Below are 14,263 nucleotides of genomic sequence, written 5' to 3' on the forward strand. Positions count from 1 at the left end.
GGGCATTTTCATGTCTGCACCTCTGCCGCCCCGTGGCCGGGGCACGGCGACCAACCTGCACAATCGTTTCGCGCCCACCGTCAGCGTGGCCGAGGACGACGGCTGGTATCAGGAAGTGCCGCCGACCCAGGGCACCGAAGTGCGTATCGAAACGGCCAAGACCATCATCACGCGCAACAACTCGCCGGACTTGCCGTTCGATCGCTCGATCAATCCTTATCGCGGGTGTGAGCATGGCTGCATCTACTGCTATGCGCGGCCCAGTCATGCCTATTGGGACCTGTCGCCGGGGCTGGATTTCGAAACCAAACTGATCGCCAAGACCAACGCCGCCGACGTGCTGGAACAGCAGCTGTCCAAGCCCGGCTACGTGTGTGCGCCGATCAACCTGGGGTCCAACACCGATCCGTACCAGCCGATCGAGCGCGAGTACACGATCACCCGGCAGACCCTCGAAGTGCTGCTGCGCTATCGGCATCCGGTGACCATCATCACCAAGGGCTCGCTGATCCTGCGCGATCTCGACCTGCTCACCGAACTGGCGCGCCAGCGGCTGGTGGCGGTGATGATCAGCCTCACCAGCCTCGACGACGAGCTCAAGCGCATCCTGGAGCCACGCACGGCGGCGCCCAAGGCGCGATTGCGGGCGATCCGGGTGATGCGCGAGGCCGGCATCCCGGTGGGGGTGCTGTGCTCGCCGATGATCCCGATGATCAACGACAGCGAACTGGAGAGCCTGCTCACCGAAGCCCATGCGGCCGGTGCGCAAAGTGCGGCGTACATGATGCTGCGCCTGCCGCTGGAGGTGGCGCCGCTGTTCGAGGAGTGGCTGGCCGCGCATTACCCGCAGCGCGCCGCCCATGTGATGAGCCTGGTGCGCCAGGTGCGTGGCGGGGAGGTGTATGACAGCCGCTTCGGCGTGCGCATGCGCGGAGAGGGGCCGTTTGCCGATCTATTGGCGCAGCGCTTTCGCAAGGCAATCAAGCGCCTGGGGCTCGACCGTCGGGAAGGCTTCAACCTGGATTGCACGGCGTTCTGCCCACCGGGCAGGCAGATGGCGTTGTTGTAGACTATCGAGCAAATATGCGCCGGCCCTGTAGGAATAGTCGCGTTTTGACATCACTGAAACCCGCGATCTAGAGCGGTTCATTCAGTTTGAGTTAAGTTTCGACGGCTACTTTGTCCAGCGAGTGACTGATGAGTCGGAACCTGGCTTTGTGGCGTTCCAAAACTATTTCATCGGCCCGGCGTCGAATTGACCTGAACCCTCCCTGCATTAATCAAGAGGATGCATCATGAGTGACAAGGATAAACAGCCGTTGGCTGCGTCGGCTTCAGCCGCTCAAGTGGCGGAGTCCGCCGATGCAGCGCTAAAGCACATCGTTGACGGCTTTTTGCATTTCCATCACGACGTCTTCCCTCAGCAAGAAGAGCTCTTCAAGAAACTCGCCACGGCCCAGAACCCGCGAGCGATGTTCATTACCTGCGCCGACTCGCGCATCGTGCCCGAGCTGATTACCCAGAGCTCGCCCGGCGACCTGTTCGTGACCCGTAACGTCGGCAACGTGGTGCCACCCTACGGGCAGATGAACGGCGGCGTTTCCACCGCCATCGAATACGCGGTCCTTGCCCTGGGCGTGCAGCACATCATTGTGTGCGGGCACTCCGACTGCGGCGCGATGCGTGCGGTGCTCAACCCCGCGAGCCTGGAGAAGATGCCGACGGTCAAGGCCTGGCTGCGTCACGCCGAAGTCGCCAAGACCATGGTTCACGACAACTGCGATTGCGCCAATGAAGGCGAGAGCATGAAGATGCTGACCGAAGAAAACGTCATCGCCCAGTTGCAGCATTTGCGCACCCACCCTTCCGTGGCCTCGCGCATGGCCAATGGTCATTTGTATATCCATGGTTGGATCTACGACATCGAGACCAGTGAAATCCGCGCCTACGATGCGGAAAAGGCGGCGTTTCGACCGCTGAACGGCACCGAGCCGATCCCCTCCGCGACGCCTAAAGCGCGCTTCTAACACACTTCCCTGCCGGGTAAAGCGGTGGCTGCCATGGATGCAGCCAGGCTTTGCCGCGCCCGGCGAATGCCTCGGGAGAGTCATCATGCGTGCTGCTCAATTAAAAGCTGTATTACCTCGGGAGCTGCTGGCTTCCGTGGTGGTGTTTCTGGTCGCCCTGCCGTTGTGCATGGGGATCGCGATCGCGTCCGGCATGCCGCCGTCCAAGGGCCTGATCACCGGGATTATCGGTGGCCTGGTGGTGGGCTGGATGGCGGGTTCGCCACTGCAAGTCAGCGGGCCGGCGGCGGGTTTGGCGGTATTGGTGTTTGAGCTGGTGCGCCAGCACGGCATGCTGATGCTCGGGCCGATCCTGCTGCTGGCCGGCTTCCTGCAACTGGTGGCCGGGCGTTTGCGTCTGGGTTGCTGGTTCCGTGTCACGGCGCCCGCGGTGGTCTACGGCATGCTGGCGGGGATCGGCGTGCTGATTGTGCTGTCGCAGGTCCATGTGATGCTCGACGGTGCGCCCAAGCCATCAGGGCTGGATAACCTGGCGAACTTCCCGGCCGCGCTGGCCGAGGCGATTCCTACCCTGGGCGGCGGCCTTGGTTGGCAGGCCGGTTTGCTGGGTTTGTCGACCATGCTCGTGATGTACCTGTGGGATAAGTTCCGCCCGCAACCGCTGCGGTTTGTGCCGGGCGCCTTGTTGGGGGTGGGCCTGGCAACGGTCACCAGCCTGGTGCTGGCGTTGCAGGTCAAGCGCGTGGAGGTTCCGGAAAACCTCGCCGACGCCATTGATTGGCTGCGTCCCAGTGACCTGCTGAACCTGGCCGACCCTCAATTGTTGATCGCCGCGTTCGCCGTGGCGTTTATCGCCAGTGCCGAAACCCTGCTTTCCGCCGCAGCGGTCGACCGTATGCACAGTGGTCAGCGTTCCGATTTCGATAAGGAATTGTCCGCTCAAGGTGTCGGCAACATGCTCTGCGGCCTGGTCGGCGCCTTGCCGATGACCGGCGTGATCGTGCGCAGCTCGGCCAACGTGCAAGCCGGGGCCACCACGCGCTTATCGGCGATGTTCCATGGCGTGTGGCTGCTGGGGTTCGTGCTGTTGTTGTCGAGCGTGTTGCAAAGCATTCCGGTGGCGAGTCTGGCGGGCGTGCTGGTGTACACCGGGATCAAACTGGTGGACGTCAAGGCGTTCCGGGCCTTGGGCCGCTACGGGCGGATGCCGATGTTTACCTATGCGGCCACGGCGCTGGCGATCGTCTTTACCGACCTGCTGACCGGCGTGCTGGTGGGCTTCGGGCTGACGTTGCTGAAACTGGCGTTCAAGGCTTCGCGTCTGAAAATCAGTCTGATCGATTTGCCTCAGATCGGCGAAATGGAGCTGCGTTTGAGCGGTGCGGCGACCTTTCTGAAAGTGCCGGCGTTAACCCAGGTGCTGTCGACGGTGCCTGCGGGAACCACCGTGCATGTACCGCTGAGTAACTTGAGTTACATCGACCACTCTTGCCTGGAGTTGCTGGAGGAGTGGGGCCGGGCCAATGCGGCCAAGGGCGCGAAGCTGGTGATTGAGGCGCGGGGGTTGAAGCGTCGGCTGGAAGGACGGGTGCGGACGACGACGGGGATCGGTTCGGCGCCGCTTACCAACTGACGGAACCGGATCAAAAATGTGGGAGGGGTCTTGCCCCCGATGGCGGTGAATCAGTGCCTAATCCGCTAGCTGACACACCGCCATCGGGGGCAAGCCCCCTCCCACATTTGTTTCGCGTCAGGCCGAAGATTCAGGCCGGCTGATCCAGCTCCAACTCAACGCCCAGCTTGCGTGACAGGCACGGCCAGCGCTTCCATGCCGCTTCCGTTGCCACGCTTTTGAGCTGCTCGCGATACGCCTCGACCGATTCCAGCGCAAAGCTGTCTTCGTCGAGCATTTCATCCACCGCATGGTGGACGGCTTCGTCCAACTGGTTGGCAAATGTCTCGCCGATCAGTTGATGGGCAATCAGGTTGGCCACGGTCGTATCCGCCGGAATCAACGGTTGGCCGAAATGCTTGATATACAGGTCATTGACCTCTTCAACCAGACGATGGGCCAGGTAGGCCTCGTCCAGCAGGCCGTCGAGGCCAATATGCCCCGCCAGAATCGCTGGCGGTTGCAGGAAAAATTGCTCGGCGATCTTCAGTACCGGCTTAACCTGGCTTTCGATGCCGGCCTCGCGGGCTACGTCGTTGGCGGCGTCCAGTAGGTCCGGGACGAGGTCGACGTAGGCAGTGACAAAGCGGGTCATGACGATGTTGCGATCCCCTTCCGCCAGGGTGATGGCCGGATGCAGGTGCGGCAATTGTTTCTCGAGTTGCTGGGCCAGTTGGCCAGTGCTGGCTTCGTGTTGATGGGCAAGGGAAATCTGCTCGCGCAATGCGGCGGTGTTCATGAAAGCTCCAGTGAAGCAGGCGTAGGAAAAGGGAAAGGACAAGGTAGTTCGTTTATACGAGCGTCTAAGACGCATTTGTCATAATTATTTCATGGTTATGCACCGCGGTTATATCGAATTGCCATCGTTCGTCGGATAAACGATTCCGTCCCCGACTTTATGGGCTCCGTCCGTCTGTTTTAGCTCATTTGCCCCCGCACATTGCGGGGTTGCAGGTGCTGTCTATACTCGGTTTTGTACGCGATTAGCTGATGACGCCAGACTGCATAAGCAGGTGAGGCTAAGCGGTTGTAAGCAGTATGGAAGCCGCGCCCTTCGCCGCAGGTGCAAACCGGCGGGATAACAAGAACGATAAGGGGAACCCGCAATGACGCGACATCCACATGTTTGGATGGGCCTCCTGTTGTGGTCAGTATTCGGTCAGGCGCATGCCGCCTGGACAACGAATATGGCGCCAGGGGCGACAGAAGTCAGTCACGCTGTGTTCGACCTGCACATGACCATTTTCTGGATCTGTGTGGTGATCGGCATTGTCGTATTTGGCGCGATGTTCTGGTCGATGATCCTTCACCGCCGGTCTACGGGCCAGGTGGCAGCCAAGTTCCACGAAAGCACCACCGTGGAAATCCTCTGGACCGTAGTGCCCTTGCTGATCCTGGTGGCCATGGCCATCCCGGCGACCAAGACCCTGATCAACATCTACGACAGCACGGAATCGGATATCGATATCCAGATCACCGGCTATCAGTGGAAGTGGCATTACAAATACCTCGGCCAGGATGTGGAGTTCTTCAGCAACCTGGCCACGCCTGCCGAGCAAATCCATAACCAGGCCACCAAGGGCGAACATTACCTGCTGGAAGTCGACCAACCGCTGGTGTTGCCGGTGGGGGCCAAGGTGCGTTTTTTGGTGACCGCTGCGGACGTGATCCACTCCTGGTGGGTGCCGGCCTTTGCGGTCAAGCGCGACGCGATCCCCGGTTTCATCAACGAGGCCTGGACCCGTGTCGAGAAGCCCGGCATCTACCGGGGCCAGTGCGCCGAACTGTGCGGCAAGGACCACGGCTTCATGCCTATCGTGGTCGAGGTCAAGTCCAAGGCCGATTACGACACCTGGCTTGGCGAGCGCAAGGCCGAGGCCGCCAAGCTCAAGGAGCTGACCTCCAAAGAGTGGACGCGCGAAGAGCTGGTGGCCCGTGGCGACAAGGTCTACCACACCACCTGCGTGGCCTGTCACCAGGCCGAAGGCCAGGGCTTGCCGCCGATGTTCCCGGCGCTCAAGGGCTCGCCGATCGCCACCGGCACCAAGGAAGACCACCTGCACCGCGTCTACTTCGGCAAACCGGGGACCGCCATGGCGGCTTTCGGCAAGCAGCTCTCGGAAGTGGATATCGCCGCAGTGGTGACCTACGAGCGCAACGCCTGGGGCAACAACAAAGGCGACATGGTCACGCCCAAAGACGTGCTGGCTCTGAAACAGGCGCAAAGCAAATGACAACCTTCATTGGCTGCGCCCTGAACCGCCCCGCCCACTCGTTTGCAGGAGAACGGCCATGAGCGCTGTGATCGATGACCATGGCCACGCCAGTGACCATGCCCACGGCCCCGCCAAGGGTTTGATGCGCTGGGTGCTGACCACCAACCACAAAGACATCGGCACGATGTACCTGTGGTTTGCCTTCACCATGTTCCTGCTCGGCGGTTCGTTCGCTATGGTGATCCGCGCCGAGCTGTTCCAGCCCGGCCTGCAGATCGTCGAGCCGGCGTTCTTCAACCAGATGACCACCATGCACGGCTTGATCATGGTGTTCGGCGCGGTGATGCCGGCGTTCGTCGGCCTGGCCAACTGGATGATCCCGCTGATGATCGGCGCGCCAGACATGGCCCTGCCGCGCATGAACAACTTCAGCTTCTGGCTGCTGCCGGCGGCGTTCCTGTTGCTGGTCTCGACCCTGTTCACCCCGGGCGGCGGGCCGAATTTCGGCTGGACCTTCTACGCCCCGCTCTCCACCACCTACGCCCCGGAAAGCGTGACCTTCTTCATCTTCGCCATCCACCTGATGGGTATCAGTTCGATCATGGGCGCGATCAACGTGGTCGCCACCATCCTCAACCTGCGCGCACCGGGCATGACCCTGATGAAAATGCCGCTGTTCGTATGGACCTGGCTGATCACCGCCTTCCTGCTGATCGCGGTGATGCCGGTGCTGGCCGGTTGCGTGACCATGATGTTGATGGACATCCACTTCGGCACCAGCTTCTTCAGTGCGGCCGGCGGCGGTGACCCGGTGCTGTTCCAGCATGTGTTCTGGTTCTTCGGCCATCCCGAGGTGTACATCATGATCCTGCCGGCCTTCGGCGCCGTCAGTTCGATCATCCCGACCTTTTCGCGCAAGCCGCTGTTCGGCTACACCTCGATGGTCTACGCCACGGCGAGCATCGCGTTCCTGTCGTTCATCGTGTGGGCGCACCACATGTTCGTGGTCGGCATTCCGCTGGTGGGCGAGCTGTTCTTCATGTACGCCACCCTGCTGATTGCCGTACCGACGGGGGTGAAGGTGTTCAACTGGGTCAGCACCATGTGGCAAGGCTCGCTGACGTTCGAGACGCCGATGCTGTTCGCGGTGGCGTTCGTGATCCTGTTCACCATCGGTGGTTTTTCCGGCTTGATGCTGGCCATCGCTCCGGCGGACTTCCAGTACCACGACACCTATTTCGTGGTGGCGCACTTCCATTACGTACTGGTGCCTGGCGCGATCTTCGGCATCTTCGCTTCGGCCTACTACTGGCTGCCGAAATGGACCGGCCACATGTACGACGAAACCCTGGGCAAGCTGCACTTCTGGCTGTCTTTCGTGGGCATGAACATGGCGTTCTTCCCGATGCACTTCGTCGGGCTGGCCGGCATGCCGCGCCGGGTGCCGGATTACAACCTGCAGTTCGCCGACTTCAACATGGTCTCGTCCATCGGCGCCTTCATGTTCGGCGCCACGCAGATATTCTTCCTGTTTATCGTGATCAAGTGCATCCGCGGCGGCCCGCCAGCGCCGGCCAAGCCATGGGACGGGGCCGAAGGCCTGGAGTGGAGCGTGCCCTCGCCCGCGCCGTATCACACCTTCACCACGCCCCCGGAGATCAAATGAACCGGTTTGCACAAATCCCCTGTGTGAGGGAGCTTGCTCCCGATAGCGGTGTGTCAGTCGACACCTTCATTGGCTGTAAGGCCGCCATCGGGAGCAAGCCCCCTCCCACACCGTCGGGTGATCGCCATGGCTGACTCCGTGCCGCTCAAGCGCCTGGTCACCCGCCTGCTGATCCTGGTGTTGGCGATGTTCGCCTTCGGCTTTGCCCTCGTGCCGATCTACGACGTGATGTGCAAGGCGTTCGGCATCAACGGCAAGACGGCCGGGCAATATGAAGGCGAGCAGATCGTCGATCCGTCGCGCCAGGTGCGGGTGCAATTCCTGTCCACCAATGCCATCGACATGGTCTGGGAGTTCCATTCCAAGGCCGATGAGATCGTGGTCAACCCGGGCGCGGTCAACGAGATGCTCTTCGTGGCCTACAACCCCAGCGACAAGCCGATGACTGCCCAGGCGATCCCGAGCATTTCCCCGGCCGAAGCGGCAATGTACTTCCACAAGACCGAGTGTTTTTGCTTTACCCAGCAAGTGCTGCAACCCGGTGAGCGCATCGAAATGCCGGTGCGCTTCATTGTCGATCGCGACATGCCCAAGGATGTGAAGCATTTGACCCTGGCGTACACGCTGTTTGATATCACCGCGCGCCAACCGCCCGTGGCTGTCCATAGCGGCGGCTAGCTACTGTTTGCCCGCTCAATCAGGAGAGCGAATACATGTCGACTCATGATACGTACTACGTACCAGCGCAAAGCAAATGGCCGATAATTGCGACGGTTGGCCTGCTGGTCACCGTGTATGGCCTGGCCGTGTGGTTCAACGACCTGAAGGCCGCCCGCCCGGAGTCCCACGGGCCGTGGATCTTTTTCGTCGGCGGCTTGCTGCTGGCCTACATGCTGTTCGGCTGGTTCGGCGCGGTGATCAAGGAAAGCCGCGCAGGGTTGTACAGCGCGCAGATGGACCGCTCGTTTCGCTGGGGCATGACGTGGTTCATCTTTTCCGAAGTGATGTTCTTTATCGCGTTCTTCGGCGCGCTGTTTTATGTGCGGCATATGTCGGCGCCGTGGTTGGCGGGCGAAGGCTCCAAAGGCGTCGCGCATATGCTGTGGCCGAATTTCGAGTTTGCCTGGCCGCTGCTCAACAACCCTGACCCCAAGCTGTTTCCCGCGCCGGAAGGCACTATCAGCCCGTGGGGCCTGCCCCTGGTCAACACCATCCTGCTGGTGAGTTCCAGCGTGACCATCACCATCGCCCACCATGCCCTGCGCAAAGGCCATCGTGGCGCGCTGAAAATCTGGCTGGCGCTCACGGTGCTGCTGGGCCTGTGCTTTCTCGGGTTCCAGGCCGAGGAATACATCCACGCCTACAAAGAGCTGGGCCTGACCCTGGGCTCCGGCGTGTACGGCGCGACTTTCTTCATGCTCACGGGTTTTCACGGTGCCCACGTGACCATCGGCACCATCATTCTGTTCGTGATGCTGATGCGCATCCTGCGCGGGCACTTCAATGCCGAGCATCAGTTCGGCTTCGAAGCCGCCAGTTGGTATTGGCACTTTGTGGATGTGGTTTGGATCGGGCTGTTTTTCTTCGTTTATGTGCTGTGAGGCGCGTTACCAAGGCGCATGCGACACCAACTGGCCGCTGAAAAAGCCCCAGGCGATCAACGCCACGGTGATCACGGCCAGTACGACACGCACGGTCAAGGCCGTGACGAGGCGGTTGGAGTGGCCCTCGTCCTTGACCAAAAAGAACAAGCCGCTGAACAGGCTTGCGACGGTCGCGATCAGCATCAGGGCAATGGCGGCTTTGAGCATGGTCTGGCTCCAGGGCTTACAGAGGGAGGGGCGATGAAATTCAGTATAGCCAGTGCTATCCAGCGCTTTCGCCCCGGTATAGCGCCGACGTTGGTGGTGCTCGTGTTGCTGCCACTGATGGTGGGCCTGGGCTTCTGGCAACTGTCACGCGGCCATGAAAAACAGTTGATGGTGGACAGCTATGCCGAGCGCCGCGCCGCTGAGCCGGTAGGCAGTGCGCAACTCGGCGGCATGGCTGATCCGGCCTTCCGTCGCGTGCATCTGCGCGGCCAATTCGACGGTGAGCACAGTGTGTTGCTCGACAACCGCATGCGTAATGGCAAGGCCGGCGTCGAGCTGCTGCAACCGTTCCACGACCAGGCCAGCGGCCTGTGGCTGTTGCTCAATCGCGGCTGGTTGCCCTGGCCGGATCGGCGTGCGCCGCCGGTCTTCAGCACGCCGGAGCAGCCGGTGAATCTTGACGCCTGGGTGTACGTCGCGCCCGGCGAAACCTTCCAGCTGCATGCTGACCCTGCGACCGCACAATGGCCGCGCCTGCTCACCGCGCTGCATCCCGCCGCGTTGTGGGCCGAGTTGGGCCGCAGCGGTTTTGTCTACGAGCTGCGCGCCGAAGCCGGCCCCGGTACGTATGAAACCACCTGGCCCATCGTCGCCATGGGCCCGGAAAAACACCTGGCCTATGCGGTGCAATGGTTCGCCATGGCGCTGGCGCTGCTGAGCCTTTACCTCTACCTCGGATGGCACAACGCAAAGGAGAAGCACCATGGGAGCGGCCATGAATCCACTCAACATGTCTGATGCGCCAGCGACGCCCGACCGGCGCAAGGGCCGCTGGCAACTGATCCTGATCCTGCTGATGGTGATCGGCCCGATGGCGCTCGCCACCTTTATGTACAAGCTGCAGTTCTGGGTGCCGGACAGTCGCAGCTACCACGGTGAACTGATCGGCAACGGCCAGACCCGCGCCGACATCGGCGTGCAGGCCGACGAACAGCGCTGGCAGTTGCTGGTCACTGCGCCCAGCGCCTGCGCCGCCGAGTGCCGGCAACTGGTGTACCTGGCGCGGCAACTGCAGATCGGCCTCGGGCGTGATGCCTCTCGCGCCAGTCACGCCCTGGCCAGCGCGCTGCCGATCGGCGCCGATTACGACGCCAAGCTCAAGGCCGAATACCCGCAATTGCAACGCTACCCGCTGGACCTGACGACCTTCGGCAAAGCTGCCGCCGCACCGGGCGAGGCGCAACTGTGGATCGTCGATCCCCACGGCAACCTGGTGCTGCGCTACGACACGACGGTCAAGGGCAAGGACTTGCTCAACGACCTGCGCCAACTGCTGAAACTGTCGAACATCGGATAAGGGCATTGTCATGGCCAAACCTGGATTTCGCCTCGCGCTGTTTGCCACCTTGCTGGCGCTGATCGTCGTGTTGCTCGGCGCCTACACGCGCCTGACCCACGCCGGCCTGGGTTGTCCGGATTGGCCGGGGTGCTACGGCTTTATCAGCGTGCCGCAAAGCGAAGCCCAACTGGCCCATGCCGAGCTGCATTTTCCGGACACGCCGGTGGAGGCCGGCAAGGGTTGGAGCGAGATGGTCCATCGTTACTTTGCCGGCACCCTGGGCCTGCTGATCGTGCTGTTGGCGGCGCGCTCCTGGCGGCATCGGCGCGACCCCGGCCAGCCGGTGAAGTTGCCGCTGTTCCTGTTGGCGGTGGTGTTGGCCCAGGCGGCGTTCGGCATGTGGACGGTGACGCTCAAGCTCTGGCCGCAAGTGGTGACGGGGCATCTGTTGGGCGGCTTTGCGACCTTGAGCCTGTTGTTTCTGCTGACGTTGCGTCTGTCCGGCGTACTGCCTGCGCTGATCGTGCCCAAGCGCCTGCAATATTGGGCGACGGCGGGGTTGGTGCTGGTGATCGGGCAGATTGCGCTGGGCGGCTGGGTGAGCTCCAACTACGCGGCGGTGGCCTGTATCGATTTGCCCACCTGTCATGGCCAGTGGTGGCCGGCGGCGGACTTTGCCAATGGCTTTCACCTGACCCAGCACATCGGCCCCAATTACCTCGGTGGCCAGCTCGACAGCGATGCACGCACGGCCATCCACCTGACCCACCGCGTCGGCGCGCTGCTGGTCACCCTGGTGTTACTGGGCCTGGCCTGGCAACTGCGCGCCGTGGGCATGACCCGGCTCGCAGGCTTGCTGCTGATCGCCCTGGCGGCACAAATCTGCCTGGGCCTGAGCAACGTGTATTTCCATCTGCCATTGCCGGTTGCGGTCGGTCACAACGCCGGTGGTGCAGCCTTGTTGCTGACCCTGGTACTGGTCAATTACCACGCCCGCACCAGCCTGGTTCGGGTGCGCCGCCAGTTGCCGTTCGGCTGGCGCTTCAGCCCGCGCAAACACGTATCGGGCCTCATCACCCTTAAAGGAGAGATGCCATGGCGACCTTGATCGGCGCGCGTCACGGCCAGGCGATCTGGCGTGATTACCTGGAGCTGACCAAGCCGAAAGTGGTGGTGCTGATGCTCATCACCTCGCTGGTGGGCATGTTCCTCGCCACTCGCGCCGGGGTGCCGTGGGCGGTGCTGATTTTCGGCAACCTGGGGATTGCCCTGTGTGCCGGTGGCGCGGCGGTGGTCAACCACGTCGTGGATCGGCGCATCGATACGCTGATGGCGCGCACGCAAAAGCGGCCGATCGCGCAAGGGCGTGTGTCGCCCGTGGCTGCGCTGGCCTTTGCATTGTTTCTGGCTGTTGCAGGGTTGGCGCTGCTGCTGGCGTTCACTAACCCACTGGCGGCCTGGCTGACGCTGGCCTCGTTGCTCGGCTACGCGGTGATTTACACCGGCTTTCTCAAGCGTGCGACGCCGCAGAACATCGTCATCGGCGGCCTGGCCGGCGCGGCACCGCCGCTGTTGGGGTGGGTTGCGGTTACCGGGCATGTCAGCGCCGAGCCGCTGTTGCTGGTGCTGATCATCTTCGCCTGGACCCCGCCGCACTTCTGGGCCCTGGCCATTCACCGCAAGGAGGAATACGCCAAGGCCGATATTCCGATGCTGCCGGTCACCCATGGCGAGCACTACACCAAGGTGCATATCCTGCTCTACACCTGCGCCCTGCTGGCGGTGAGCCTGATGCCCTACGTCATCCATATGAGCGGCCCGCTCTACCTTGGATGTGCGCTGCTGCTGGGCGGGCGCTTTCTGCAATGGGCCTGGGTGCTGTACCGTGGCGCTCAGCCGCACGCGGCGATCAACACCTTCAAGTACTCTATCTGGTACTTGTTCCTGCTGTTTATCGCCCTGCTCGTAGACCACTACTTACTGTTGAACCTATGACTCGAACTCAAAAAACTGTCTTCATTCTGGTGGCCATTGTCGCGTTGATCATGGGCCTGACCGTCAATAAAGTGCTCTCGGGCAAGGGCCAGGGCGACCCGACCGCCTTGATCGATGCCGGCATCATCCTGCTGCCGCAAAGCCGCCAATTGCCGCCGGTGACCATGACCAACCAGGACGGCCAGCCAGTGCTGGTCAATGAGTTGAAAGGCAAGTGGAGCCTGCTGTTCTTCGGCTACACCTTTTGCCCGGACATCTGCCCCACCACCCTCGCCCAACTGCGTCAGATCAAGAGCGAGTTGCCCAAAGAGGCTATGGATAAGTTGCAGGTGATCCTGGTCAGCGTCGACCCGAACCGCGACACGCCGACTCAGCTCAAGCAGTACCTGGGCTATTTCGACCCGCAATTCCAAGGCCTGACCGGTGCGAATGTGGACGATGTGCAGAAGGTGTCGAACGCGGTAAGCATCCCGTTCATTCCGGCGGACACGACCAAACCGAACTACACGGTCGACCACAGTGGCAACCTTGCGCTGATTGGCCCGGACGGTACGCAGCGTGGTTTCATTCGTGCGCCGTTGAACAACCAGAAGCTGGTGGTGCAGTTGCCGGGGCTGTTGCAGCGTAAGTAACAGGCAACACAAAACACAGATGGGAGGGGGCAAGCCCCCTCCTACATTGTTTGATCTGCGGTGTGTTGGAGATCGAGTCGGATCAGAACGCCGGCTTGATCGCGCCTTTGTACTTCTCTTCGATGAACTTCTTCACTTCAGGCGTGTGCAGGGCTGCAACCAGCTTCTTCACGGCGTCCGAATCTTTGTTGTCTTCGCGGGTCACCAGGATGTTCACGTAAGGCGAGTCGCTGCCTTCGATGACCAGGGCGTCCTTGGACGGGTCCAGCTTGGCTTCCAGCGCGTAGTTGGTGTTGATCAGCGCCAGGTCGACCTGAGTCAGCACGCGCGGCAAGGTGGCGGCTTCCAGTTCGCGGAACTTGAGTTTTTTCGGGTTGGCGGTGATGTCCTTGATGGTCGACAGGATGTTGGTCGGGTCCTTCAGGGTGATCAGGTCGTGCTTGGCCAGCAGCAACAGCGCACGGCCGCCGTTGGTGGCGTCGTTCGGGATCACGACGTTGGCGCCTTCAGGCAGGTCGGCCAGGGTCTTGTACTTGCTGGAGTAAGCGCCCAGGGGTTCCAGGTGGACCGCGCCGACGCTCACCAGGTGCGTGCCCTTGGCTTTGTTGAACTCATCCAGGTACGGCTGGTGCTGGAAGAAGTTGGCGTCCAGGCGCTTTTCAGCCACTTGTACGTTGGGCTGTACGTAGTCGGTGAAGACTTTGACCTGCAAGTCCACGCCTTCTTTGGCGAGCACAGGTTTAACGAACTCCAGAATTTCCGCGTGGGGTACCGGCGACGCGGCGACGGTAAGGGTCTCGGCGGCGTGGGCGGAAAACGCGGCAACGGCGGCGAAAGCAACCAGTAGTTTTTTCATTCAACAAGCTCCTTGTTCGGGCATTTATCGGCGTGTGGCCGGCAATAGC

15 protein-coding genes are annotated in these 14,263 nt (G+C 61.7%); 12 read left to right on the plus strand and 3 right to left on the minus strand.

The features are described 5' to 3' along the window. The first annotated feature begins 10 nt into the window (after window positions 1-10). The 3 genes from ACS5Q8_RS00305 (at window position 11) to ACS5Q8_RS00315 (ending at window position 3,660) form a co-directional block, all read left to right on the plus strand. Window positions 11-1,069 (plus strand): PA0069 family radical SAM protein, encoded by a 1,059-nt coding sequence (locus tag ACS5Q8_RS00305; protein WP_443696614.1) that lies wholly within the window; start codon window positions 11-13, stop codon window positions 1,067-1,069. A 226-nt stretch (window positions 1,070-1,295) separates the two neighbouring features. After that, window positions 1,296-2,027 (plus strand): carbonic anhydrase, encoded by a 732-nt coding sequence (locus ACS5Q8_RS00310; protein ID WP_247400246.1) that lies wholly within the window; start codon window positions 1,296-1,298, stop codon window positions 2,025-2,027. An 85-nt stretch (window positions 2,028-2,112) separates the two neighbouring features. Then, window positions 2,113-3,660 (plus strand): SulP family inorganic anion transporter, encoded by a 1,548-nt coding sequence (locus ACS5Q8_RS00315; RefSeq protein ID WP_247400248.1) that lies wholly within the window; start codon window positions 2,113-2,115, stop codon window positions 3,658-3,660. A gap of 130 nt (window positions 3,661-3,790) precedes the next feature. Here ACS5Q8_RS00315 and ACS5Q8_RS00320 read toward each other — a convergent pair whose 3' ends face one another. Next, complete coding sequence (locus ACS5Q8_RS00320; RefSeq protein ID WP_276195613.1) at window positions 3,791-4,438, minus strand: hypothetical protein; 648 nt, start codon at window positions 4,436-4,438, stop codon at window positions 3,791-3,793. 367 nt (window positions 4,439-4,805) lie between these two features. On the opposite strand from ACS5Q8_RS00320, the gene coxB reads away from it, so the two are divergent. The 4 genes from coxB to ACS5Q8_RS00340 all read left to right on the plus strand — a co-directional run bounded on the left by coxB (window position 4,806) and on the right by ACS5Q8_RS00340 (window position 9,182). Continuing rightward, window positions 4,806-5,933 (plus strand): cytochrome c oxidase subunit II, encoded by a 1,128-nt coding sequence (gene coxB, locus ACS5Q8_RS00325; RefSeq protein ID WP_276195614.1) that lies wholly within the window; start codon window positions 4,806-4,808, stop codon window positions 5,931-5,933. 58 nt (window positions 5,934-5,991) lie between these two features. Then, window positions 5,992-7,581 (plus strand): cytochrome c oxidase subunit I, encoded by a 1,590-nt coding sequence (gene ctaD / locus ACS5Q8_RS00330; RefSeq protein WP_276195615.1) that lies wholly within the window; start codon window positions 5,992-5,994, stop codon window positions 7,579-7,581. Window positions 7,582-7,707: 126 nt separating this feature from the next. Beyond that, on the plus strand, window positions 7,708-8,259 hold the full coding sequence (locus ACS5Q8_RS00335) for a cytochrome c oxidase assembly protein (RefSeq protein WP_026140285.1): 552 nt from the start codon (window positions 7,708-7,710) through the stop codon (window positions 8,257-8,259). Between the two features lie 35 nt (window positions 8,260-8,294). Then, window positions 8,295-9,182, plus strand: coding sequence for a cytochrome c oxidase subunit 3 (locus ACS5Q8_RS00340; protein WP_276195616.1), 888 nt, complete (start codon window positions 8,295-8,297; stop codon window positions 9,180-9,182). 6 nt (window positions 9,183-9,188) lie between these two features. Here ACS5Q8_RS00340 and ACS5Q8_RS00345 read toward each other — a convergent pair whose 3' ends face one another. Next, window positions 9,189-9,392: a twin transmembrane helix small protein gene (locus ACS5Q8_RS00345; RefSeq protein WP_017849009.1), complete on the minus strand. Its 204-nt coding sequence runs from the start codon at window positions 9,390-9,392 to the stop codon at window positions 9,189-9,191. 33 nt (window positions 9,393-9,425) lie between these two features. Between ACS5Q8_RS00345 and ACS5Q8_RS00350 the strand changes: the two genes are divergently transcribed. Genes ACS5Q8_RS00350 through ACS5Q8_RS00370 form a run of 5 tightly spaced genes read left to right on the plus strand, consistent with a single transcriptional unit; the run spans window position 9,426 to window position 13,358 of the window. Then, a complete protein-coding gene (locus tag ACS5Q8_RS00350) occupies window positions 9,426-10,190 on the plus strand; it encodes an SURF1 family protein (RefSeq protein ID WP_276195618.1) in 765 nt (254 codons plus the stop codon). Then, window positions 10,156-10,749 carry a PA_0111/PP_0108 family protein gene (locus ACS5Q8_RS00355; protein WP_276195619.1) on the plus strand — a complete coding sequence of 198 codons (594 nt, stop codon included), beginning with the start codon at window positions 10,156-10,158 and terminating at the stop codon, window positions 10,747-10,749. Before ACS5Q8_RS00350 ends, ACS5Q8_RS00355 begins: the two co-directional genes overlap by 35 nt. Before the next feature lie 10 nt (window positions 10,750-10,759). Further along, on the plus strand, window positions 10,760-11,839 hold the full coding sequence (locus ACS5Q8_RS00360; protein ID WP_443699532.1) for a COX15/CtaA family protein: 1,080 nt from the start codon (window positions 10,760-10,762) through the stop codon (window positions 11,837-11,839). Then, a complete protein-coding gene (gene cyoE / locus ACS5Q8_RS00365) occupies window positions 11,827-12,726 on the plus strand; it encodes a heme o synthase (RefSeq protein WP_426101943.1) in 900 nt (299 codons plus the stop codon). Before ACS5Q8_RS00360 ends, cyoE begins: the two co-directional genes overlap by 13 nt. Next, a complete protein-coding gene (locus tag ACS5Q8_RS00370; RefSeq protein ID WP_247399134.1) occupies window positions 12,723-13,358 on the plus strand; it encodes an SCO family protein in 636 nt (211 codons plus the stop codon). The genes cyoE and ACS5Q8_RS00370 overlap by 4 nt, the downstream gene beginning before the upstream one ends. 82 nt (window positions 13,359-13,440) lie before the next feature. On the opposite strand, the gene ACS5Q8_RS00375 is transcribed toward ACS5Q8_RS00370, so the two are convergent. Beyond that, the gene (locus tag ACS5Q8_RS00375; protein WP_247399137.1) at window positions 13,441-14,214 is read right to left on the minus strand and encodes a MetQ/NlpA family ABC transporter substrate-binding protein; all 774 of its coding nucleotides are present in this window, start codon (window positions 14,212-14,214) and stop codon (window positions 13,441-13,443) included. Window positions 14,215-14,263: the final 49 nt, after the last annotated feature.

Source organism: Pseudomonas sp. PAMC25584 (assembly GCF_058135675.1).